At 44.7% G+C, this 20,287-nt stretch carries 20 protein-coding genes and 1 tRNA gene; 5 read left to right on the plus strand and 16 right to left on the minus strand.

Going from position 1 to position 20,287, the window contains the following annotated elements; genetic code table 11:
- Positions 1–14: 14 nt before the first annotated feature.
- Positions 15–2,162, plus strand: coding sequence for a GH92 family glycosyl hydrolase (locus tag AB6805_RS02080; protein WP_370907808.1), 2,148 nt, complete (start codon positions 15–17; stop codon positions 2,160–2,162).
- 58 nt (positions 2,163–2,220) lie between these two features.
- Here the strand turns inward: AB6805_RS02080 and AB6805_RS02085 are convergent, their stop codons facing one another.
- From AB6805_RS02085 to AB6805_RS02095, 3 genes are all read right to left on the minus strand, one after another.
- Positions 2,221–2,829, minus strand: a complete 609-nt coding sequence (locus AB6805_RS02085) for a sugar O-acetyltransferase (protein ID WP_370907809.1) — start codon at positions 2,827–2,829, stop codon at positions 2,221–2,223.
- Between the two features lie 25 nt (positions 2,830–2,854).
- On the minus strand, positions 2,855–3,532 hold the full coding sequence (locus AB6805_RS02090; protein ID WP_370907810.1) for a terpene synthase family protein: 678 nt from the start codon (positions 3,530–3,532) through the stop codon (positions 2,855–2,857).
- A gap of 511 nt (positions 3,533–4,043) precedes the next feature.
- Positions 4,044–4,694 (minus strand): DUF2306 domain-containing protein, encoded by a 651-nt coding sequence (locus tag AB6805_RS02095; protein ID WP_370907811.1) that lies wholly within the window; start codon positions 4,692–4,694, stop codon positions 4,044–4,046.
- 134 nt (positions 4,695–4,828) lie between these two features.
- On the opposite strand from AB6805_RS02095, the gene AB6805_RS02100 reads away from it, so the two are divergent.
- Positions 4,829–5,194, plus strand: a complete 366-nt coding sequence (locus AB6805_RS02100) for a winged helix-turn-helix transcriptional regulator (RefSeq protein ID WP_370907812.1) — start codon at positions 4,829–4,831, stop codon at positions 5,192–5,194.
- 53 nt (positions 5,195–5,247) lie between these two features.
- Here AB6805_RS02100 and AB6805_RS02105 read toward each other — a convergent pair whose 3' ends face one another.
- Complete coding sequence (locus tag AB6805_RS02105) at positions 5,248–6,270, minus strand: LLM class flavin-dependent oxidoreductase (RefSeq protein ID WP_370907813.1); 1,023 nt, start codon at positions 6,268–6,270, stop codon at positions 5,248–5,250.
- 152 nt (positions 6,271–6,422) lie between these two features.
- Positions 6,423–7,025 (minus strand): FMN-dependent NADH-azoreductase, encoded by a 603-nt coding sequence (locus AB6805_RS02110; RefSeq protein ID WP_370907814.1) that lies wholly within the window; start codon positions 7,023–7,025, stop codon positions 6,423–6,425.
- Positions 7,026–7,213: 188 nt separating this feature from the next.
- Here AB6805_RS02110 and AB6805_RS02115 point away from each other — a divergent pair, with 188 nt between their 5' ends.
- Entirely contained in the window at positions 7,214–7,591 is a 378-nt protein-coding gene (locus AB6805_RS02115) for a winged helix-turn-helix transcriptional regulator (protein WP_370907815.1), read from the plus strand.
- 42 nt (positions 7,592–7,633) lie between these two features.
- Here the strand turns inward: AB6805_RS02115 and AB6805_RS02120 are convergent, their stop codons facing one another.
- The 5 genes from AB6805_RS02120 to AB6805_RS02140 all read right to left on the minus strand — a co-directional run bounded on the left by AB6805_RS02120 (position 7,634) and on the right by AB6805_RS02140 (position 11,522).
- Positions 7,634–8,791 carry a serine hydrolase domain-containing protein gene (locus tag AB6805_RS02120; RefSeq protein WP_370907816.1) on the minus strand — a complete coding sequence of 386 codons (1,158 nt, stop codon included), beginning with the start codon at positions 8,789–8,791 and terminating at the stop codon, positions 7,634–7,636.
- Positions 8,792–9,029: 238 nt separating this feature from the next.
- Complete coding sequence (locus AB6805_RS02125; protein ID WP_370907817.1) at positions 9,030–9,599, minus strand: dihydrofolate reductase family protein; 570 nt, start codon at positions 9,597–9,599, stop codon at positions 9,030–9,032.
- 88 nt (positions 9,600–9,687) lie between these two features.
- The gene (locus AB6805_RS02130; protein ID WP_370907818.1) at positions 9,688–10,542 is read right to left on the minus strand and encodes an alpha/beta fold hydrolase; all 855 of its coding nucleotides are present in this window, start codon (positions 10,540–10,542) and stop codon (positions 9,688–9,690) included.
- Positions 10,543–10,602: 60 nt separating this feature from the next.
- Complete coding sequence (locus AB6805_RS02135; protein WP_370907819.1) at positions 10,603–11,190, minus strand: TetR/AcrR family transcriptional regulator; 588 nt, start codon at positions 11,188–11,190, stop codon at positions 10,603–10,605.
- A gap of 247 nt (positions 11,191–11,437) precedes the next feature.
- Positions 11,438–11,522, minus strand: a tRNA-Ser gene (locus AB6805_RS02140).
- A gap of 190 nt (positions 11,523–11,712) precedes the next feature.
- Between AB6805_RS02140 and AB6805_RS02145 the strand changes: the two genes are divergently transcribed.
- Positions 11,713–12,147 (plus strand): thioesterase family protein, encoded by a 435-nt coding sequence (locus tag AB6805_RS02145; protein ID WP_111579096.1) that lies wholly within the window; start codon positions 11,713–11,715, stop codon positions 12,145–12,147.
- Positions 12,148–12,296: 149 nt separating this feature from the next.
- Here AB6805_RS02145 and AB6805_RS02150 read toward each other — a convergent pair whose 3' ends face one another.
- The 6 genes from AB6805_RS02150 to AB6805_RS02175 form a co-directional block, all read right to left on the minus strand.
- Complete coding sequence (locus tag AB6805_RS02150) at positions 12,297–12,812, minus strand: hypothetical protein (protein WP_370907820.1); 516 nt, start codon at positions 12,810–12,812, stop codon at positions 12,297–12,299.
- A 252-nt stretch (positions 12,813–13,064) separates the two neighbouring features.
- Positions 13,065–13,331 carry a hypothetical protein gene (locus tag AB6805_RS02155; protein ID WP_370907821.1) on the minus strand — a complete coding sequence of 89 codons (267 nt, stop codon included), beginning with the start codon at positions 13,329–13,331 and terminating at the stop codon, positions 13,065–13,067.
- Positions 13,332–13,435: 104 nt separating this feature from the next.
- Positions 13,436–13,885: a VOC family protein gene (locus tag AB6805_RS02160; protein ID WP_370907822.1), complete on the minus strand. Its 450-nt coding sequence runs from the start codon at positions 13,883–13,885 to the stop codon at positions 13,436–13,438.
- Positions 13,886–13,954: 69 nt separating this feature from the next.
- On the minus strand, positions 13,955–14,764 hold the full coding sequence (locus tag AB6805_RS02165; protein ID WP_370907823.1) for a DUF6597 domain-containing transcriptional factor: 810 nt from the start codon (positions 14,762–14,764) through the stop codon (positions 13,955–13,957).
- A 20-nt stretch (positions 14,765–14,784) separates the two neighbouring features.
- Complete coding sequence (locus tag AB6805_RS02170) at positions 14,785–15,561, minus strand: GLPGLI family protein (RefSeq protein ID WP_370907824.1); 777 nt, start codon at positions 15,559–15,561, stop codon at positions 14,785–14,787.
- Positions 15,562–15,565: 4 nt separating this feature from the next.
- Positions 15,566–18,340 (minus strand): outer membrane beta-barrel protein, encoded by a 2,775-nt coding sequence (locus AB6805_RS02175; protein ID WP_370907825.1) that lies wholly within the window; start codon positions 18,338–18,340, stop codon positions 15,566–15,568.
- Between the two features lie 228 nt (positions 18,341–18,568).
- On the opposite strand from AB6805_RS02175, the gene AB6805_RS02180 reads away from it, so the two are divergent.
- Positions 18,569–20,287 (plus strand): IlvD/Edd family dehydratase, encoded by a 1,719-nt coding sequence (locus AB6805_RS02180; protein ID WP_370907826.1) that lies wholly within the window; start codon positions 18,569–18,571, stop codon positions 20,285–20,287.

The raw sequence follows: 20,287 nt of genomic DNA on the forward strand, positions 1-20,287 counted from the left end.
ATAAACACATCCGAATGAGAAAACAAACGATCCATCATTTAAGCAGCTTACTGTTAATACTTTTTACTTCCGTTACAGGTAGCAGTCAAACCTATACAAAATACGTAAATACTTTCATCGGCACTGCGCCCATGACGGACCCTAAAATCCTTGGCTATAAATTGCCGGATGGCTGGAGATCATGGGCCGGACTCACCTTCCCCGGCAGCTCTTTGCCCAACGCAATGGTGCAGTTGAGTCCTATGACAGAATATGGATCCGGCGCGGGCTATGAGTATGAAGACTCCGTGATTTACGGCTTTACCCACACCAATAAAGGACACTGGAACCTCTGTAATATTCCTGTGCTGCCGGTTTCAAATCCCGGTGAAAAATTCGGCTCCCACTTCTCCCATAAAAAAGAAAGTGCAGCACCGGGATTCTACCAGGTGTACCTGGACGATTATAATGTGAACGTAAGTCTTACTTCCACCCTGAGATGCGGATATCACCGGTATGAATATAAAAATAACACGAACCGGCAAATCCTTTTTGACCTTGCCAGGGCCAACAATAAGGTGAATGGCTGGAACATTGAGCAGGTAGGCGCTTCCGCGTTGCAGGGCTACCAACAGGCAGGCGGCAGGATTTACTTCTATGCGGTCCTCAACACCAATATTGAGCAACTGGAAAAGAAAGACGAAGGCAAAAGCAATGGCTTTGCCCTGGTTCATTTAGCCAACGGTAGCACAGGTCCGGTGGAACTGAAAATAGGAATATCGTTTGTAAGTACGGAGAACGCTAAGGAAAATCTGGAGAAAGAAATCGGCCACAAATCTTATGATGATATCCGGAAAGAAGCTACCCAAAAGTGGGAAACGCTCCTATCGTCTATCCAGGTAAAAGGCGGCACCACCAAACAAAAGGAAATGTTATACTCCTGCCTGTACCGCTCCTTTCTGTGGCCCGCCCTGCGCAGCGATGTAAACGGTCAGTATACCGATGCAAAACACCAGGTGGCCAAAGCTGATTTCAACTATTATACCGAGCCTTCATTGTGGGACACTTACCGGAATAAAGATGTACTGCTGGGGCTTATTTCCCCGCAGGTAACGCTGGATGTTATTAAATCTATGAAAGATGTGGGAGATAAAACCGGGTTTATACCTACGTTTTTTCATGGCGATCACGGCTCCTCCTCTATTGCAGGGGCTTACCTGAGAGGCATCGATGATTTCGATATCAAAGGCGCCTACCAGATACTGCTGAAAAACGCCACCGTTGAAGGCGGAGCGCGGCCGTACATCAAAGAATATATGGAAAAGGGATTCATCAGCGATCCTGATGTAACTAACCCGCACGTAGAAACGAAAGGAAAAGCAGGCGTATCCAAAACGCTGGAGTACTCCTACGACGACTACTCAGTAGCGCAGATTGCAAAAAAACTTGGCGACACGGCTAACTACAACATGCTGATGGCAAGGTCTAAGAACTACAAAAACATGTTTGATCCGTCTACCCGCTTTATGAGGGGGAAACTGGAGAACGGAGAATGGATTAAAAATTTCAATCCACAGTACCCTTACTATGAATACATGTACCGCGAGGCCAACGCATGGCAGGTGTCTTTCTTTGCACCACATGATATGCCCGGCCTGATAGCCCTGTATGGCGGCGCCAAAGGATTTGAATCCAAACTGGATTCCCTGTTTACCGTGCCCTGGAACCCCAGTTACATTGCAAGAAATGTGGAAACGATGATAGGCCAGTACTGCCACGGCAATCAGCCCGATCATGAAGCACCTTTTGCATACTATTTTATCGGGAAACCGGAAAAATCGCAAAAAATCATCGACACTATTTTAAATACTTTATACGGCATCGGCGATGAGGGGCTTGCGCTTTGTGGAATGGATGATGCCGGTGAAATGTCGTCGTGGTACGTATTCAGTGCATTAGGACTTTATACTTTTTCTGCTACCGATCCGGAATACCTTGTTACCGTTCCGCTGTTTGATGAAGTAAAATGGAGAACCAGCAACGGCAAGTTGCTGACTATCTCCAAACCGGGCAAAGGCCGGAACTTAACTGCCATTAAAGTAAATGGCAGGGAGCACAAAGGATACTTTGTGCCGCACGACCTGTTTAAACAGGGAGGGAAGATAGAAATCATTACAAAATAAGCTATTGATCATATTCCTGCCGGCCACCTGTTTTTTCCAGGCGGCCGGCAGCTCTCCATCAATAATCCTCCACATCAAATTTCCTGTCTTTATAATAAAAGTGCCTGTCTTCTTCTGTAATGGTGCGCACCACCCGGCAGGGGTTTCCCACTGCAACAACGTTATCGGGAATATCTTTGGTAACAACGCTACCCGATCCTATTACCGCATTGTTGCCGATATTAACACCGGGATTTACGACCGTATGCCCGCCAATCCACACGTTGTTGCCAATCGTGATACCGATTCCATATTCATAACCGGAGTTTCTTGAATCGGGATGTACAGGATGTCCTGCAGTGAACAGGGAAACATTGGGACCAAACATAACGTTATCGCCAATACGCACTTTTGCCACATCCAGGATCACGCAGTTATAGTTGGCTACAAAGTTATCCCCTACTTCAATATGCTTACCATAGTCACAGTGAAATGGAGCCAGCACCAATACGTTTTTACCTGCCTTTCCAAAAATACTCCTGATGTATTGTTCTATTTTTTTGGTTTCATGCGGCGGGCATTGATTGAAGTGATAGATCTTCATTTTATTCTCCAGCTGCTCTTCTGCCAGTCCATCCATCCATGCCTTGTAAGGCAGGCCTGCCAGCATTCTTTCTTTGTGGTTCATACTTAAGTTCTTTTATTGAATAAGCTTAACTGTATCTGACCTGATACCGTTTGCTGTACTTGTTCCATATATATATCCCGGCAACGAAATGGAGCAGGTTTTTCCCGATATCCGTACGATGTACCAGGTCGATTGTATGAAGCTTATTGATTAAATCATATGTTTTGTCCAGCGTTTGCCCAAATTGCGCTGTATACACCTCTTTGAATGCTTCCCCGGTTCTCCGGCACCTTATAATAATCCAGTTTCCCGGATCTTCATCTTCTATTTCTTTCCAGACAGAAAGATGATCATTCATTAATACGCCCCATTCATCAATATCGCGCAGTATATTGAATGTCAAATCGAATTCCTTACGCCCAAACCTGTCCTCCACTATCCATAGTGCATATGTATACATCCTCAAAAGGATCACGTCCCTTCTGTTCTCGAGGTATTGATCGTAGGGTAATGACCACCGGTCGATCGCATGTTCCACCTGGCACCCTTTGAAGAAATCAACCATGATCTCCAGGTAACGGTCCTTTACGTAATCATCTACCCCGGATAGAAACCGGATCATCGTCTTTATAAATTCGAGAACACTTACGGGCAGGCTGGGATCAGGGTTTAGTGTCTCAAGACAATTGATAGCGAAATCTGTCATGAAAGTCCTGTCGTCCTGGGATGTATCATCTATATCAATCAGTGTTACGGTTAACACGAAATTTAAAAATAATTTATCATAATTCCTGCTCGTCGGGAAAAAATAAATCGGGACATAAGCCAGATCTTCGTGGCATCTGGGGCTCGTTTTTTCATACTGCTTGAACCACTTCAAAAACCGGCTTCTTAAAGGCATGTGATAGGGGTTTATCCTAAAATATTCCGTCAAAACTACCTCAACATGGTCTTCTGATAATGGATCGAAACTTTTAACTTCATGCCGGGTCAGCTGCCGCAGCTGTTCAAAAAAAAGAGAGGTCGAAAGCGTGTCGTTGTTTCCGGGTTGCATAAGAGGGAAATGTTTAAATGATTATTATATGAGGTTTCAAGTCAGGGTTACTGATTTGTAATGACACCAGCCAATGGAATAGCTGGCGTTTGCAACGATGGGAACTTAGTCATTGCAATGGGTTATCAGAACTTTATACGCTAAACTAATAAATTATTCAGATAAAAAGAAAATTTCGTGGGCTCAGAAGTGGCAAAAACCGGTCTTAAAAAATAAATTATTAATGGCTTGTTTTGCTGCTTTTTATAATTTCATAAATGAACAAAGGTACCGACCAGCCCATCCAAAATAGTGGGCTTTGTATGTCTTCTGTTTTTCCGAGCTCTTGTATGAAATGGATTTTCAAGGCAAATCCTGATATCAGAAACCCGAGGGTAATGATATAGCTTCTTACCATCCACTCGTGATGCAGCTTAAACCGTTTTTTTACTGCCATGTAATAAGCTATGATGGTAGCGGATAACCACACCCCTGCCCAAATTTGCAAGGTAAATGCAACTGCCCAACTTACCTCGTACGTTGTAGTAAATGCTAATATTAAGGCACAGGTACTACTCACCAATACTGCCAACAGATATATGAAACCGACAATACGGTGCAGTTTCCAACTGAATGTTCTGAGTTTTTTCCAAAATTGTATTATCCCAAAAATCAATGTACCTCCACCTGCGGTAATATGCGCAATGATTATCCATTTGAAATCATAATATTTTCCTAATGCTTCGGGGGTTAATGCTAAAAAATGGTCAACTCCATGCATAAACAACCAGGTCATAAAAAATATAGCAGCGAAAATCAGCAGCGGCAAAAAATCTGTTTTATTGAGTTGAAAAGTCCTGTCTGCTGTGGATGTATTTTTATTCCTATTCATTTTAAACGTTTTATCTTTATGACAAATTTCCCTGACAAACGTTTTCTAAACAATAACCGAAAAAAGATTCGGTATACATGACCTCCTTTTTAAGCGGTTAAGCGCGTAAATTTGTAACTCGAAACACAAAACTTATGTATACAAAAAAGATAGAGGAAGATTTGGACTGCGGATTACGGATCGCGGGTAAGGTGTTTGGTGGTAAATGGAAATGTTGCATTTTAGATGCGATCAGCAAGGGCATCAACCGGCCTGCTGACATCAATAGGTATATAGGGGAAGCATCACTACGGGTTATCGAAATGCAAATAGCCGAATTACTTTTTTATGGTGTTGTTGAAAAGTGTTCGGAAAAAGTTTATCCTAAAAAATCGGAATATAAATTGACGGCTTTCGGCGAAAGTATTCTTCCTGTTCTGGTAGTGATGGATGAATGGGGCTTGAAGCACTCACAGCTGGTAAAGGACAGGCAAAGCGAGTTACTGGATGCCGAAGGATGATATATACCGGGAGTATCTGGCAGACACTCCCGGTATTCTCCGTCGATTAAAATTTAACGCCACCCCAATCCAGGGGCCACATGCTTTAAAATAGAGGACAGTACATGCACATTGTAATCAACTCCCAATGTATTGGGTATTGTCAACAGAATCGTATCTGCCTCCTGAATCGCTTCATCCTCCGCCAACTCCTTTATGAGTTGATCCGGCTCCGCGGCATAACTTCTTCCGAAAATGGCGCGCTTCTCCGGTTCAATCATTCCTATTTTATCAACCCGGTTGGTTTCCTGTCCAAAGAAATAGCGATCCTGATCGTTTACCAATGCGAAAATAGACCGGCTCACCGAAACCCGCGGTTCGCGCTGGTGCCCGGCTTTTTTCCAGGCATCTTTGTACAGCCTGATCTGCTCGGCCTGTTGTATATGGAAAGGCTTGCCGCTTTCATCGTACTTCAAGGTAGAACTTTGAAGGTACATGCCGTTTTCGGCGGCCCAAACAGCAGTAGCATTAGAAGCGGCTCCCCACCAAATACGTTCCCGCAATCCTTCCGAGTGTGGCTCCAGGCGCAGCAAGCCCGGCGGATTCGGAAACATCGGGTTCGGATTAGGCCGGGCAAATCCAACACCTTTTAATTTATCCAGGAATTCCAACGCTTTACGGCGCCCCATATCTGCGTCAGTTTCTCCTTCGGCCAGTTCATATCCAAAATAGCGCCACCCATCTATTACCTGTTCCGGTGAACCCCTGCTGATACCCAATTGTAGTCGCCCCTCCGAGATTAAATCCGCCGCGCCGGCATCTTCCACCATATACAGTGGGTTTTCATACCGCATATCAATTACACCCGTTCCTATCTCTATTTTGCTGGTTTTGGCGCCGATAGCCGAAAGCAACGGAAAGGGTGATGCCAGCTGCGCTGCAAAATGATGCACACGAAAATAGGCGCCATCTAAACCAATTTCCTCTGCAGCAACAGCCAAATCAATAGATTGAAGTAACGTGTCACTCGCTGTACGGGTCTTATAGGCAGGGTGGTTAGACCAATGCCCAAACGATAAAAATCCTATCTTCTTCATAAATTCTTTTTCGTCCTGAAAAATAAGCCATTATTATCAAACAATTTTCTTTCCTGCTATTCTTTTCAAATGCAAATATCGTTTTGGAAGATGTGATACGGCTTATTTTTCCAGCCGACAATAAATTAGCTACCTGTTATTAAAAGAAGATTTTAATCAATTGCTATGCTGTCAATTGCTTTCTGCATGGCTTGCTCCTTCACTCCCGGTACTTTTAATCCTTCAGCCCGGAATACCGTCAGATCTGTCATGCCTAAAAAGCCAAGAAAAGCACTCAGATAAGGAGCTACAAAGTCGTTGGCTTTGCCAGGCCCCTCTGAATAAATGCCTCCGGAAGACATTGCGACATACACTTTTTTTCCTGCAACCTTTCCAACAGGACCATTTTCACCATACCCAAAAGTGATTCCTGCCCTCGTTATATGATCAATCCAGGCCTTTAACGCGGTATGAATAGTGAAGTTATAAAGCGGTGCACCAATCACAATGATGTCTGCAGCCAATAATTGTTTAACCATCTCATCAGAAAAACGGACGGATTCTTTTTCTTGTTCTGTCAGCTGCTCTCCGGGAATAAAGAATGTGCGAAGGACAGCAGGCGTAAGATGTGGAATTTCGATATTGACCAGGTTTACTTCTTCAGGTATACTGCCCGGATACTTTTCCTGAATTTTTTCGACGATAGCGCGACCCAGCTGAATGCTGTGCGATCCATTCTCTTGTAGACTTGATATTAAATGAAGGATACGTTTCATAAAAATTTACCTGTTTAATAATTATCAACTTTAAATTCATTAACCACCGATATCTTTTTATGTTAACGGTGAAACAATTCTTTCGTTCGGATTATCAATGGCAAAATTATGTTTACCAGGTGGTCAAAAGAGGCTACTTACCCAAAGGGAAGCGGTTACATTTAGGTAATGTAATTACATTTGTATCCATGGAGATGATTATAAATGAACCCCTTCCGGACAACGACGCATGTGCAGGATCGCTCAAAAACGTCCTTGATGCACTATCTGTTATCAATGGGAAATGGAAGCTGGCTTTGATTCTTTGCCTGGTGCAATCATCAAAACGCTTCAATGAAATTCAGCATGAAATTCCCGGTATTTCTTCCAGGATACTGGCTAAGGAGCTAAAAGACCTGGAATTGAACGACTTTGTCAGACGTAATGTATATCCGACCACGCCGGTTAGCATTGTTTATGAAGCGACTGACTATAGCCGGACTTTAAAAAACCTGATAGGCGAACTAAGTGCCTGGGGAGGACAACATAGGGAAAAGATCAGGCAAAGCATGCGGAAGCAGTCATGAGTATAGACCGGCTCCATACGACAAAACGATACCCTCGCTTATTTACTGATACCTTACCATCAATTGCTGCAACTGTTCCCATATTGGGATTACGCCATTTTCAGTATTTGCCAACAGGATGATTTTCGTTTTGCTTTTCGGGATGTACAACATAATCGAATTAAAACCTGCAATACCGCCGGTATGCCAAACGATAGGCGTACCATATATCTCAGTCAATGTAAATCCAAGGCCGTAACCATATCGTTTCAGGTAAGCAGGCGGTGGCGGCGGCACAAAGTTATTGGGAAAGAACATGGCCTCATCAACAGGTTTGCCACTACTTGTAAGGGCATACGTTGTCATTTTTTGAAGGCTGCTCTTTTTGATGATCTTCCCGCTATAAAGCGCATCCAGGAATTTGATCAGATCAGCAGAAGTACTTCGGAGTGAGCCTGCCGTATATGGCATTGTATAGTTGGTCGGTTCCTTAAAGGTGGTATCATTTATTTTCTGATAACCCTTTGCCCAGGTATCGTCCAGGTCATGGCCCTCGTCCCATAAGGTTTGGTGCATTCCTGCTTTGCTTAATACATGTGCCTTTAGATAATCCATATAGGGAAGCCCGCTCACCAGCTCAATGATTTCTCCGAGTAGCACATATCCCGAATTGGAATAGGAATGTTTTGTGCCAGGCTCGAAAAGAAATGGTTTCTTCATTGCCTGCAGGTACAAGTGCGGATTTTTACACATAGGAAAGTTAGCTGGCGTATTGGCGGGCGTTTCGCCTTCCCACCAGTTCGGAATACCGGATGTATGTGACAGTAGTTGGTAAATGGTGATACTATCACCTTTCGGGTAATCTTTGAAATACTTTGAGAGCTTATCGTACAAACCTATTTTACCTTGTTCAACAAGGGTCATCAATGCAACGGCCGTAAACGGTTTAGTGATCGATGCAATGCGGAATTCACTCGCTACGTTCACTGGTTTTCCGGTGGCAAGGTCCGCAATGCCGTATGCTTTTATAAAAGGCTGCTGGTGATCATTTTCTATGCCCAGCATAAAGCCCGCTGTTTGCTTATTGGTGATCAGCGTTTGTACGAGGCTGTCGATGCTATTGGTAATAGCAGCATTCACCGGCGAAACTTCAGCCGACTGACCTGAGGCCTTGCCGGCAAATAAAATAGTGCAAAATGTCAGGACGATAAGATATCTCATTAGATTATTGCTAACTGGTTGATCAACAATTGCTATTTGTGCGCCAAATTTATAAACTATTGATTGTGAACAAAACTTGTAAATTCTTATATAAATTATTGTTCAATATCGAACGGCGTATGTGCGCTGGCAGACAGTGATCAAAGAATAATTATGAGATAAGGCGATCCTAATGGTCTCCATATATTCACCCATCATACGGATATGAATGAATTATCCGTGCCATCCCGGCAAAAGATTATTTCTTCAGCGAGCCAACGTGCTTATACGTGTTGACAAGCAAACCGGTGGGTGTGGCCTTAGAGTCAACAAAAGCAAGTTCCCGGGCGTCAATACTGTCCGACAATAAGCGTTTACCCCGGCCGAGCAAAACCGGGTAGGTAATGAGCACAACTTCGTCAGCCAGTCCCTGGTCGAGCAGCAAGGACGTTAATGTTGAACTTCCCACAACGATCAGGTCGCGGCCTTCTGTTGACTTGAGATGGCGAATCGCCGCTGTAATATCTCCTCCCAAATGCTTTACCGGTCCCCATTCCAGGCTATCGGGCCTGTGGGTTACGATGTATTTCGTTGCAGCATTTATAGCATTTGCCATAGGGAAATCGCCGGCATTAGGCCAAAAGCCACTAAATATATCGTAGGTGTGGCGGCCAAGCAGCAGGTCAAAGTCCGGCCCGTATGCCTCAAAGAGCATCGCCGCCCCAGCAGGGCTTCGATAGGGTGTAGTCCAGGCGCCATAGGTGTAGTCTCCATCATGTTCTATCACGCCATCCAGCGAAATATGTTCGAAAATTCTGATCTTTCTCATTTTATTTGTTTTAGTTTGATTGTTGTCCAAAGTTAAAGAGGACAAGGTACACAGGTGAGGTGCAATTGCGACAATATGAGGGTGTTTTTTAACCATTTGCATTTGTATCAATACCTTGTGGTTTGGACAGGAGAAAGGTTGCCAGCAACATCGCAAAAGCCTTTGGATGGGTGATGAAGCCATTGTGCCCTCCCGGAAATATTGTTATTTCTTTCCTTAAAAATTCAGCGATACTTATAGTACATTGATGGGCCAGGTTTTCTCCGGAAGTAGCACCGGCCGCTAAAAAAACCTTATCTGCCACCTGTTGTAATTCACCGGGGTTAAGCCGGTATTTCCGGACGGCAGGTGCATCATTCTGAAGAAAGAAAGCAAGATTGGCAGTTCGTTGAGGTGTTGGCTTCGGGAACTCTGCATCGGGTTCCTTGTCTTTAAAATTGATACCCGCCAGCGCTGCAAATTTTTGCATGGCCTCAGCAATGCTCCCCTGTTGAAAAGCATTTTCGATTTCCTCCTGCTGTTCCGCCGCTTTAATAGCCGCCGTTTTATCCAGGAATTGCGTGAGCGGGGGTTCATGTGCTACCAGTAAGCGCACCTGTTGCGGATAACGAACGAGAAAATCTATTCCAAGCAACGCCCCGATGCTGGTGCCAAAAATATATACCGGTTCCGTGGTAAGATGGAGAAGCAAATGATGAATGTCATCTGTATGTACCTGTAATGTAGGCTCCTCAGAAGGGCTTGTCAGACTGCTTTGTGACAGGCCACGACGGTCATAAGAGATGATTGTAAAATGCTCTTTCAGACTACCGGCGATTCCTTTTGTGCCGTCCGCATCTCCATCACCTCCCTGAAGTAAGAGTAACCAAGGGCCCTTTCCAGTTATTTCATAGTGTAGCCTGGCTCCGGGAACCTCCAAAAAATAAGAAGTTGTTGTGTTCATAAAAGCTGTTTTATATAGTAGTTAATAGTAAGTAATTACTTACTATTTGGTGAAAAAAAATCAGTGCAAAAGTCCTTTAAGCATTTTTTTGAACGTCTGATCCAACAGTTTATTCGTCAGCTTAAATTTTTTATCGGTCGACTGGCTTTCATTATGTAATTGAATGAGGCTATGTAAGGGTGAAAAAGCAAGCGACCAAAACACCTCCAGGGGTAACGCGTCAATTTCTTTGTTCCGGATGGCATTTTGAAGAAACGCTTCCATGGTTTTCTGAAACTTTTGGATAGTGCCCCCGAAAATTATTTTACGATAGGTGGAATGCCGCAGTAGATCCAGGAAACGAACGCTTGTTTCGTTATCGAGCATATAGTGTGCTCTCGCTTTCCACATCCATTCCAGCCCTTTCTCAATAGACCAGGACGCATCGAATCCATCCAACAGCATTTCTTCCATTTTCTTAGCCTCTTCCTTTGCAATACGAACGATGAGATCATCACTGTCTTTATAATAGATATAAAGTGTCCTGACGGAAATATGGCATTCCCGTGCGATCCTATTCACACTGAAACCCTCAAGACCCTCCCTGACAAGAAGTTCCATTGTCTTCTGCTTAACCAAAGCTTCCTTATGCTGATCTCTTAGCCGCATGGTTAAAAGTAAGTATTTATTTACTTTTGACAAAAAAAATGCAAATCCTGAATAAACATTTTCACCTTCTTACTGATATGAAAGCGGGAACTTGTAAACTGGTGTCCGACAGCAATTTTTACTATTTGGATGAGGTTATAGCACCCTGCAGTGCTTGAAATGTCTTTCTCATAATTATCAGCAAGTGGGAGAAAAGAAGGTGCTGATTGACGAAAAAGAGGGATAGCTTTTCAGCTATCCCTCACAGCGGAGAGTCAGGGATTCGAACCCCGGGACCTGTTACAGTCAACAGTTTTCAAGACTGCCGCAATCGACCGCTCTGCCAACTCTCCAGGCTGCGAAAGTATAAAAGGAATTCATTCTAAAAAAATTTGTTTTGCTTTTTTTATTAGAAAAATTTCATTAAGACGCAATCCCCTGGCAGACATCAGGCTACCGTTCTGATTTACGTATAGCCATCACAGATATAATGTCCACTCGTTGGACCCCGGCTTTTTACACCACTTTTCCGTAAATTTAAGTATGAACATATTCTTTGAAGGACCAGTATTATGGTCACAGATAGACGCTAATATGCACCTGCGCCACTCGGCCTATGCCGACTTTGCCGCACAGGCCAGGCTTAGTCTCCTTGAACAGGTAGGACTTACCGCGGTTCATTTTATACAGCAACAGCTGGGCCCCATCCTTTTCCGGGAAGAGCTGTTCTACCACCGGGAAATCAGCCCTAACGACAAAGTGCGCGTAAGCTGTGAAATGACCAAATGCCGGGCAGATGGCTCCCGCTGGTCCATTAAGCACGAAATTTTCCGGGGCGATGGCACCAAATCCGCCACCGTATTAGTAGACGGCGCCTGGATAGACACCCGTAAACGCAAACTCACAGGACTTCCCCCTGAACTCATGGAGAAGTTCAAAGCCATACCGCGAAGCGAGGATTTCGTGGAAGAAGCGTAGGTTGTCTTACTCAGGATTACGCTGATTATACTGATTAATTTTTTTTAGATTTTATTAAATTGATTAAACAGGATACCTTTTAATCTTAAAAAAATCATAAAGAAAATTAATCAGTATAATCAGCGTAATCCTGAGTAAGACAAAATCCGCTATCTCGCCGTCAGCGGTTTCGCCAGTTTATCAGATTCCAGCTCTTTTATAAAAGGCAACTGGTTCTGAAGGTACGCCCTCGTCGATTGTTCCAGGTAATTGTCCAGCTGAAAGAACTTGGCCGCCCTGGTAGCGCCCAGCAGCTTGTTAAACTTCCGGAAATAACGCATCTGCAAACGCCCGAACTCCAGATCGTTGTTAATGAACTGCCTGGTGAGAGAATTCATCTTCTTTTCATCAATAGAGGAAAACTCCTCATTGTACATCTTCAACAAGGCAATACGCTCCGTTAACCACGGACTCTTCTCCGTTTCATACTCAAGAAATGCCGATTGAAACGCCCTTTCTTCCAAAGGCGAAATTCTTAGAAAGTCATTCAACAATGACTCTTTGTTTTTGCCAAAGATTTGCGTTACAAGATCCTCAGTTGGCAAAACGACTGCAGCTGGCGTAATTTGAGCAGTTAATTGCCAGCCGGCGCCCAGGATCATGAACAGACAGATAAGCTTTTTCATGCACTGAAAATTTAGGATTAATGGCAGGTTCAGCCACAAGCCTATGTATTCAGGGGGTAACGAACACCAGCTTGGTATGGTGTAGTAAAAATAAGAAGCAGGTGTAGTGCCCACTACATTATGGCAGTGAATCCACCGTCTTATTAAAACAATAATCGGGGAGAAATGGTTGCAAACAGTATCAAATAATAACAAAGCAGCCTGAAAGCGATTACTTTCAGGCTGTCTTTATCGAAAAATGGTGAAATGGGACTAGTTCATGGATTGCTGATTAGATTTCATAAAGGCGTCATATGCTTCTTTTGTCCAATGCTGATAATCTTCCAGGTTGATGCCCAGTCGCTCATCCCGCTCTACTTCTTTATATTCCCGGCTGTCCCAATAACCTTTCGCCAATGACTGAATATTCTGGGAAACCGTGGCAGGTGCTACTTCGTAATCATCAGGATAACTTTTGTAGTTGCCAATTGCCAATACCTGGATTTCTTGTTTTACTGTGTCCTTGCTTTGCTTTGCCATGGTTAAAATTTTTTGGTTAACCCCTGTAAAACAAAAATGGTTCCTGTATGATACCAATCAGCGCCCTTTTAAGATTATATTAACTTAAAATTATGTTAATGGCATCAGGGATGGGAATAAGTCACCAGGTCAATACCCACGCCATTCGGGTCTTGTATGGCGAAATGCCGGTCGCCCCACGGCTCATTGCGGATCGCTATTTTAATGTCCACACCCTTCGCTTTAATAACCTCATATACCTTGTCCACATCGGCTACCTCGATGGTCAAATACACGCCCTTTCCATTAAAAGCAGTTCTAAACAATGGTTGCTGCGATGCATGCTCCGGTAACAAAAAACTAATCTCCGCCTGCTTATCCGGTGTATGCAGCAACAGGTAAAATTCGTTTTCAAAAGACACCCCGAATCCCAATATCTCTGTATAAAATTTTTTACTCTCCGCTAATTTAGCCGTAATAATTCCTGCGTTCAGTTTCATTTTACCTGGTTTTACCTGTGAATAAATATTAGATACAGAAAAAAAGAAAATAATCAGTAACAACCATCTTTTCATATCCTGCTAAGTTTTATAACAGCAAAACTAAGATAGCGGGAAGAAGAAAAATTGTAAAAAACGGACAACTTATTTACCAAACACTTTAGCCGGGGTAAGGCCATAAAGCGTTTTAAACTCCCTGATAAAATGAGCCTGGTCGTAGTACCCGGCGTCGAGGTAAGATCTGTTCCTCCGGATGTATTCCGGAGAATGGGTAAATTGTAATATCTTCTGGAAACGCACCACCTTACTGAATGCCTTGGGCGTGTCGCCAATATAAAATTCAAACAGGCGCCTCAACTGACGGGAGCTAATCCCGGGAGGGAGCTCCTTTTCAATACTGATGATGCCCGAATGCCAGACAATCAGATCTACCGCTTCCAGCAGGCGGTTATCTGCAGGCAGCACCTTTGGGGCAATGTGGTCACGTAAAAAAGCATCCAGCAGGGGTTTCAACTGCTGTTCGCTCATTTCTGCATGAAAGCAATCCTGCAAAAAACGGGTAACCGCCGGCGCCACATCCTCCAATGAGATCACCTGCTTACTTATTTCCGCAGCATTCAACCGGAACAACCGGGGAAACATACCCGGCAAAAAACGGATGCCCACATAATTAAAGCTTCCTTCCAGCGGAAAACTGGTATAGGCATCGCTGAATCCCATGACAAAACTCTGCCTGGGATCATGCAGCTCAAAAAAAATATCCATGCAACCATCGGCTACCACCCGGTAATGAAAAGGCGCGGTAAGCGGCCGGGTGGTTTTAAGCTGCCAGTAACAATAAATGTATTCCTCTAACGCCGGGTCCGGCAAAAACTCCCGGTATACCACCGCTTCCTCCGGCTGCTTTACAAACGGCTGTACAGGCGTGTATATGTGGGAATTACTTTTCATCATACGTCCGGATTGTTCTGCAATTATAACATAATTGCCCTGATATATGCACTCCCATAATTCCCCCACTTACCTAGTATTTTTGAAACGGATTCGAAGATCCCTTTATTGTCTACCGGTTTTCCTTTTACAGGAGGTTTCAGCGCATCTTCTTTTATATCATCTATCAACACTTTGGTGGCAAACCAGGTAATATGCTCGTGCGGCAGGGCCACACCGAGGATCATACCAGGCAAACCGCTAAACGACTCCGGACCACCAGGGGTAACAATGGCATCGGTATAAAAAGCCACCACGTAAATAGAGTCCATAATAATAGCATTGGCCCGCCGGCAATCGAACCCGGCGATCTTACGGGTTTCATCCGTGATTTTCCAGCGGATCCGGCGCACCGTGTCCTTCACCAGGTACATCTGCTCAAATACCTGCTTCTGCGAAATACTTTGCATACTATCGAGCCGGGAATATACCACGTTCACCTCGGCCGGTGCGGATTCCCATATGGGCTTTTTATTATCAGGATTATCCCTTCCCGGTTTATACAGGGACGTTTGACGGGAGAATGAATAATCGAAATAAGTGACCTGGTATTGCGACATCCCTTTTTTCAACATATCCGTCCATGAATTATCCTGCCCCTTACTCAGTTCATCCATGCGGGCAAACAGGTTCACCCGTTTCTCGAATTCTATCCTTCCCTCCTGCAAAAAAGTAGTGTGCTGTGCCAATGCCGGGAAAACAGCTATCACCACTAATATAACGGTCAGGATTACACGGATCTTTGCAATGATATTTTTCATAACACTATTCTTTTGGAGCCGCCGCACCCAGTTTGTTAAAGTTCCAGATAAAAGACAACAAGCCATAACGCCCAATGGTACTGTAAGTCCGCTGACTGATCGTATTGGTAGACACGGACCTGTTGAAGCCGATATTCTGATTCAGGATATCACTCATAGACAAATTGATCTGTACCAGCTCTTTCTTGCCAAACTTCTTTGCCACATAAGCATTCAGGATAGCAGCATTGTTGTTGGTAGCAAACACCGCTGTTTTCTGCCGGATGTTATAGTTCAGATCCGCATGCAATACAAATTTAAGTGGCAGGAAAAAACTCACGTTAGGTGAAATATTATACGTCCAGTATTGCGTCCGTAAAGATTTATCCACAGAAGATACGCTGTTGTTAAAATTCGCCTCTCCCTCCAGGGAATATTCATACTTTTTGTCTTTGTACTTACCCAGGTTGATTCCCAGCCCTGCATTGGAAGAATTCGTGGTATTCAATAACCCGTTCACATAATTTACATTCCTGTTCAAACCACCGTTTGCCCTCCCTCCCACTCTCAGGTCCCATGGATTAATCTTCCAGCCTATATATAAATTGAACTGTGCGCTCCGGTTTCCATTTACATTCACAGCCTGACTGGTACTTACTCCTGAAGTATCTATCACGGTCCGGTCGCTGATGGCATTGGTAGTGGATCCATACCTCAAAGATGCCCAGATACTTCGATTGGTCATCACTTTGAAATCATTAAAATTAATACTGAAGTTATTATTAAAAGATGGCTTCAGTGCAGGGTTTCCAATCTGCAGGTGGAGCGGATCATCATTCACGCGGATAGGCTGCAGGTCGTCGATGCCAGGCTGACTGGTATACCCATTATACTCAACAGTAAGGCGACGTTGCTGCGAAAAACTATACCGGAACATCGCCCGCGGATACCAGTTAACAAAGTCGCGCTCTACTTTAGTGTTCCGGAACATATCTTTCTGGCTGAAGCTGGTGAGACCTACATTGCCGCCTATGTTAATACGGATCTTATTTTTCGTATAACCATAACGGATACCTCCCTTATGCGTTAAAATATTAAACGCGTAGTCGTTACTGTATAACGAATCCAGGGCGGTATACTTACCATCGGTCTGTTGGTTATAGGAATTCCTGTTGGAATGATTGTTATCGATATTAATGCCATAGTTAAAAAGCAGCGAAGAGGCCACAGACAATGGTTCAGTGTAAGTAAAATTACTTACGATACTGATGCTTTCATTGTTGGTGGTTTTAAGCTGATCCGTATTTTGTACCGAATCCAGCTTACCCTGCTTGTAGTATTCCGTATAGGCATCCAGCATTCCTTCGCCGTTAGTGCGGGTATAATTCTCCGCGAGGTTCAGCGATATGGTACGTCCTTTTTTCTTTAGTTTTTTACGCCATAAAAAGTTGGCATTCATACTGCCAATGTCCGATACATTGGAGGTTTTACGCTCTCCCTGGTTCACGGTTATATCATTCAGCTCCATTCCGCTGCTGCTGAGCCGATTGGATATTTTATGATCGAGACCGCCATCTATTTGTAATTTGACGGATGAACTGGAGTCGAGCTGCCGCTCATAGCTGCCACTAACACGGTTCCGGAGAATATTATTATTGAAATGCTCTTTAGAATGATTATAGTAAATAGTATCTGGTAAGATATTCTGCGACATGCTTTCACTGTTCCCGTCGATATACAATTTCATCAGTTTATAGTTGGCATTCAGGTTCTGCCGGTCCCGGTCCCACTTATCCGAATAATGTAATCCCCCGGTTTGTACCAGTGGATAACCATCGCCGCCGTAGCGGCCATCCCAGCTGTCAAGATCATCACCCCGGAAATTAAGTTCCACATCACCATCATCGTTAAAAGAGAATTCACCGCTGCCGGAGCCGAACTTCTCCCGTTCGCCCCAGTCGAGGCCTACCTTGCCGGTGTTAGACACAATGCCAAAAGCAGCCAGTTTTTTCTTTCCGCGGAATACATTCAACATGGCCTGGCTATCGTGAAAGCCATTGTCGCCGGCGCCTACGGCCACTTTGCCAAAGTAGCCGCGCTTCTTATCTTCCTTCAGCTGGATGTTAATTGTTTTCGATCTTTCTCCATCATCGATACCCGTAAAGGCCGCCTGATCACTTTTCTTATCGTACAACTGTACTTTATCCACCATATCCGCACGCAGATTTTTGGTGACCAGGGTGGGATCATCTCCAAAAAATTCTTCGCCATCTACCAGTACTTTCTTTACTGTTTCGCCCTGCGCGGTAATCTGTCCTTTGCCGTTTACCTGTATACCCGGCAGCTTTTTCAACAACTCTTCCACAGAAGCATTTGCCGCGGTTTCATAGCTGCCGGCATTGAATTCCGTGGTATCTCCTTTCATCTTTATGGCAGCTACTTTTTGCTGTATCACTACTTCCTGCAGCAATCGCGATTTAAGCGTCAGCATAATATTATCCAGTTGCACAGCAGAAGTATCTGATAACGTTAAAGGCTCTACGTAATCTGCAAAGGCAGGATAACTTATCAGCAGGAGGTATTTCCCGGATTGCAGGTGCGTTAATTCAAAATGTCCTTTTTCATCACTCCGCGTGAATTTATATAAGATAGAATCTTTCGCCTGAAGCAGTGCCACTACGGTATTGGATAACTGCACATGATTAAGTGTGTCTGATACAATACCCTTCACCGTGGCTTGTTGCGCCAGGCAGCAGTGGGTAAGGACCATGCCGAGGATCAATCCGGATAGTTTCTTCATTTGTGGATTATACAGGTTATCGTACAGATGCTATGAAATTAAAATTCCATAATAAAAATTGAACTTTTGTTGCCATGAGTGATAAACATCTGTTAAATGGATAACCTACTTATCATGTAGAGAAAGAAGATTAATAAAAAGATAACGGACTATATGATAACAAAATCTATCCCTGTTCATTTTTGAAATCCATAATTTATTGTATCTTTTAAAATATCCACTCCCGTTATGAAGCAAGAAAATTCACTGAGAAGCGCTAACTGGTTTGCCCGCGGAGGCAAAGATGGTTTTATTTACCGTGCCTGGCTAAAGAAGCAGGGTATCCCCTCACATGAGCTGGAAGGCAAGCCAATAATAGGTATTTGCAACACCTGGTCGGAGCTCACACCGTGCAATTCCCATTTCCGGGAACTGGCAGAAGCCGTGAAACGCGGGGTACTGGAAGCCGGTGGTTACCCGCTGGAATTCCCGGTAATGTCGTTGGGTGAAACACTTATCAAGCCTACTGCTATGTTATACCGCAACCTCGTCAGCATGGACGTGGAAGAATCTATCCGCGCCAACCCCATCGACGGGGTAGTGCTGCTATGCGGTTGTGATAAAACCACCCCGGCATTGGTAATGGGCGCCTGCAGTGTAAACATTCCCACTATTGTGGTATCGGGCGGCGCTATGCTCACCGGCAGGCACCGGGGCAACAGCATCGGTACCAGCGATATCTGGCGGTTTAGTGAAGATGTAAGGGCCGGCAGGATGACCAACGAAGAACTCGCTATGGCAGAAGCCGGCATGTGCCGCAGTGATGGCCACTGCGCTGTAATGGGTACCGCCTCTACCATGGCCTGCATGGTGGAATCCCTTGGACTTTCCCTTCCGCAGAACGCCGCTATTCCCGCGCCCGATGCCGCCCGCAAAATACTGGCACAGCTGTCCGGCAACGAGATCGTGAAAATGGTCAGGGAAAACAGGCGCTTAACGGATATCCTGACAAGAGAAGCCTTTGAAAATGCCATCCGGGTGAACGCAGCCATTGGCGGCTCCACCAATTTTGTGATCCATTTACTGGCCATTGCAGGCCGCATAGGCGTGGAACTGAACCTGCAGGACATGGATACCTTTTCTGCCAATATCCCTCTGATTGCCAATCTGCAGCCCTCCGGCAGTTATTTCATGGAAGATCTTTATTATGCCGGCGGACTCCCGGCTGTGATCAATGCCCTGCTGGAGCATCTTCACACCGATTGTATTACGGCCAATGGCAAAACGATCGGCGCTAATTACGCTGACGCTGTCAGCTATAATAAAGATGTAATTTCATCAATAGCAGCTCCCTTTAATACGGTATCAGGCATCGTGGTATTAAAAGGAAATATCTGCGAGGAGGGCGCGGTGATCAAGCCATCTGCCGCAAGTGCTCACCTGATGCAGCATACAGGCAAGGCGGTTGTGTTTGAGGATATCGACGATTACAAAAAACGGATTGATGACCCTGCGCTTGATGTAGATGAAAACAGTGTGCTGGTGCTTAAAAACGTGGGGCCAAAAGGTTATCCGGGGATGCCTGAAGTAGGTAATCTCGGCTTGCCCGCAAAACTGCTGGCCAAAGGAATTACAGATATGGTACGCATTTCCGACGGCCGGATGAGCGGTACCGGATTCGGTACCGTAGTGCTGCACATATCGCCCGAAGCCGCTGCCGGCGGCAATCTCGCCATTCTCCGCGATGGCGATGTAATTACGCTGGATGTACACCAGCGCCGGCTGGAGGCAGCTATTTCTCCCGAAGAAATTGCGCGCAGAAAAGCCGCGTGGAAACCGGTGTATCCACAGTCCACACGGGGGTATGTACAACTCTACCAGCAACACGTGGAGCAGGCGCATCTCGGCGCGGACCTCGGCTTTCTGAAAGGCAGCTCCGGCAGCGAAGTAACCAGGGACTCACACTAA

The organism is Chitinophaga sp. RCC_12 (genome assembly GCF_041360695.1).
In the GTDB taxonomy this organism is placed as follows: Bacteria; Bacteroidota; Bacteroidia; order Chitinophagales; family Chitinophagaceae; genus Chitinophaga.

Coding starts and splice junctions, on each gene's coding strand:
- AB6805_RS02160 (WP_370907822.1), bottom strand. CDS start 13,885: ATGAAAAGATGGTTGTTACTGATTATTTTCTTTTTTTCTGTATCTAAT.
- AB6805_RS02080 (WP_370907808.1), top strand. CDS start 15: ATGAGAAAACAAACGATCCATCATTTAAGCAGCTTACTGTTAATACTT.
- AB6805_RS02145 (WP_111579096.1), top strand. CDS start 11,713: ATGAACATATTCTTTGAAGGACCAGTATTATGGTCACAGATAGACGCT.
- AB6805_RS02115 (WP_370907815.1), top strand. CDS start 7,214: ATGGAGATGATTATAAATGAACCCCTTCCGGACAACGACGCATGTGCA.
- AB6805_RS02135 (WP_370907819.1), bottom strand. CDS start 11,190: ATGCGGCTAAGAGATCAGCATAAGGAAGCTTTGGTTAAGCAGAAGACA.
- AB6805_RS02180 (WP_370907826.1), top strand. CDS start 18,569: ATGAAGCAAGAAAATTCACTGAGAAGCGCTAACTGGTTTGCCCGCGGA.
- AB6805_RS02175 (WP_370907825.1), bottom strand. CDS start 18,340: ATGAAGAAACTATCCGGATTGATCCTCGGCATGGTCCTTACCCACTGC.
- AB6805_RS02165 (WP_370907823.1), bottom strand. CDS start 14,764: ATGATGAAAAGTAATTCCCACATATACACGCCTGTACAGCCGTTTGTA.
- AB6805_RS02125 (WP_370907817.1), bottom strand. CDS start 9,599: ATGAGAAAGATCAGAATTTTCGAACATATTTCGCTGGATGGCGTGATA.
- AB6805_RS02150 (WP_370907820.1), bottom strand. CDS start 12,812: ATGAAAAAGCTTATCTGTCTGTTCATGATCCTGGGCGCCGGCTGGCAA.
- AB6805_RS02130 (WP_370907818.1), bottom strand. CDS start 10,542: ATGAACACAACAACTTCTTATTTTTTGGAGGTTCCCGGAGCCAGGCTA.
- AB6805_RS02095 (WP_370907811.1), bottom strand. CDS start 4,694: ATGAATAGGAATAAAAATACATCCACAGCAGACAGGACTTTTCAACTC.
- AB6805_RS02085 (WP_370907809.1), bottom strand. CDS start 2,829: ATGAACCACAAAGAAAGAATGCTGGCAGGCCTGCCTTACAAGGCATGG.
- AB6805_RS02105 (WP_370907813.1), bottom strand. CDS start 6,270: ATGAAGAAGATAGGATTTTTATCGTTTGGGCATTGGTCTAACCACCCT.
- AB6805_RS02110 (WP_370907814.1), bottom strand. CDS start 7,025: ATGAAACGTATCCTTCATTTAATATCAAGTCTACAAGAGAATGGATCG.
- AB6805_RS02170 (WP_370907824.1), bottom strand. CDS start 15,561: ATGAAAAATATCATTGCAAAGATCCGTGTAATCCTGACCGTTATATTA.
- AB6805_RS02100 (WP_370907812.1), top strand. CDS start 4,829: ATGTATACAAAAAAGATAGAGGAAGATTTGGACTGCGGATTACGGATC.
- AB6805_RS02155 (WP_370907821.1), bottom strand. CDS start 13,331: ATGGCAAAGCAAAGCAAGGACACAGTAAAACAAGAAATCCAGGTATTG.
- AB6805_RS02120 (WP_370907816.1), bottom strand. CDS start 8,791: ATGAGATATCTTATCGTCCTGACATTTTGCACTATTTTATTTGCCGGC.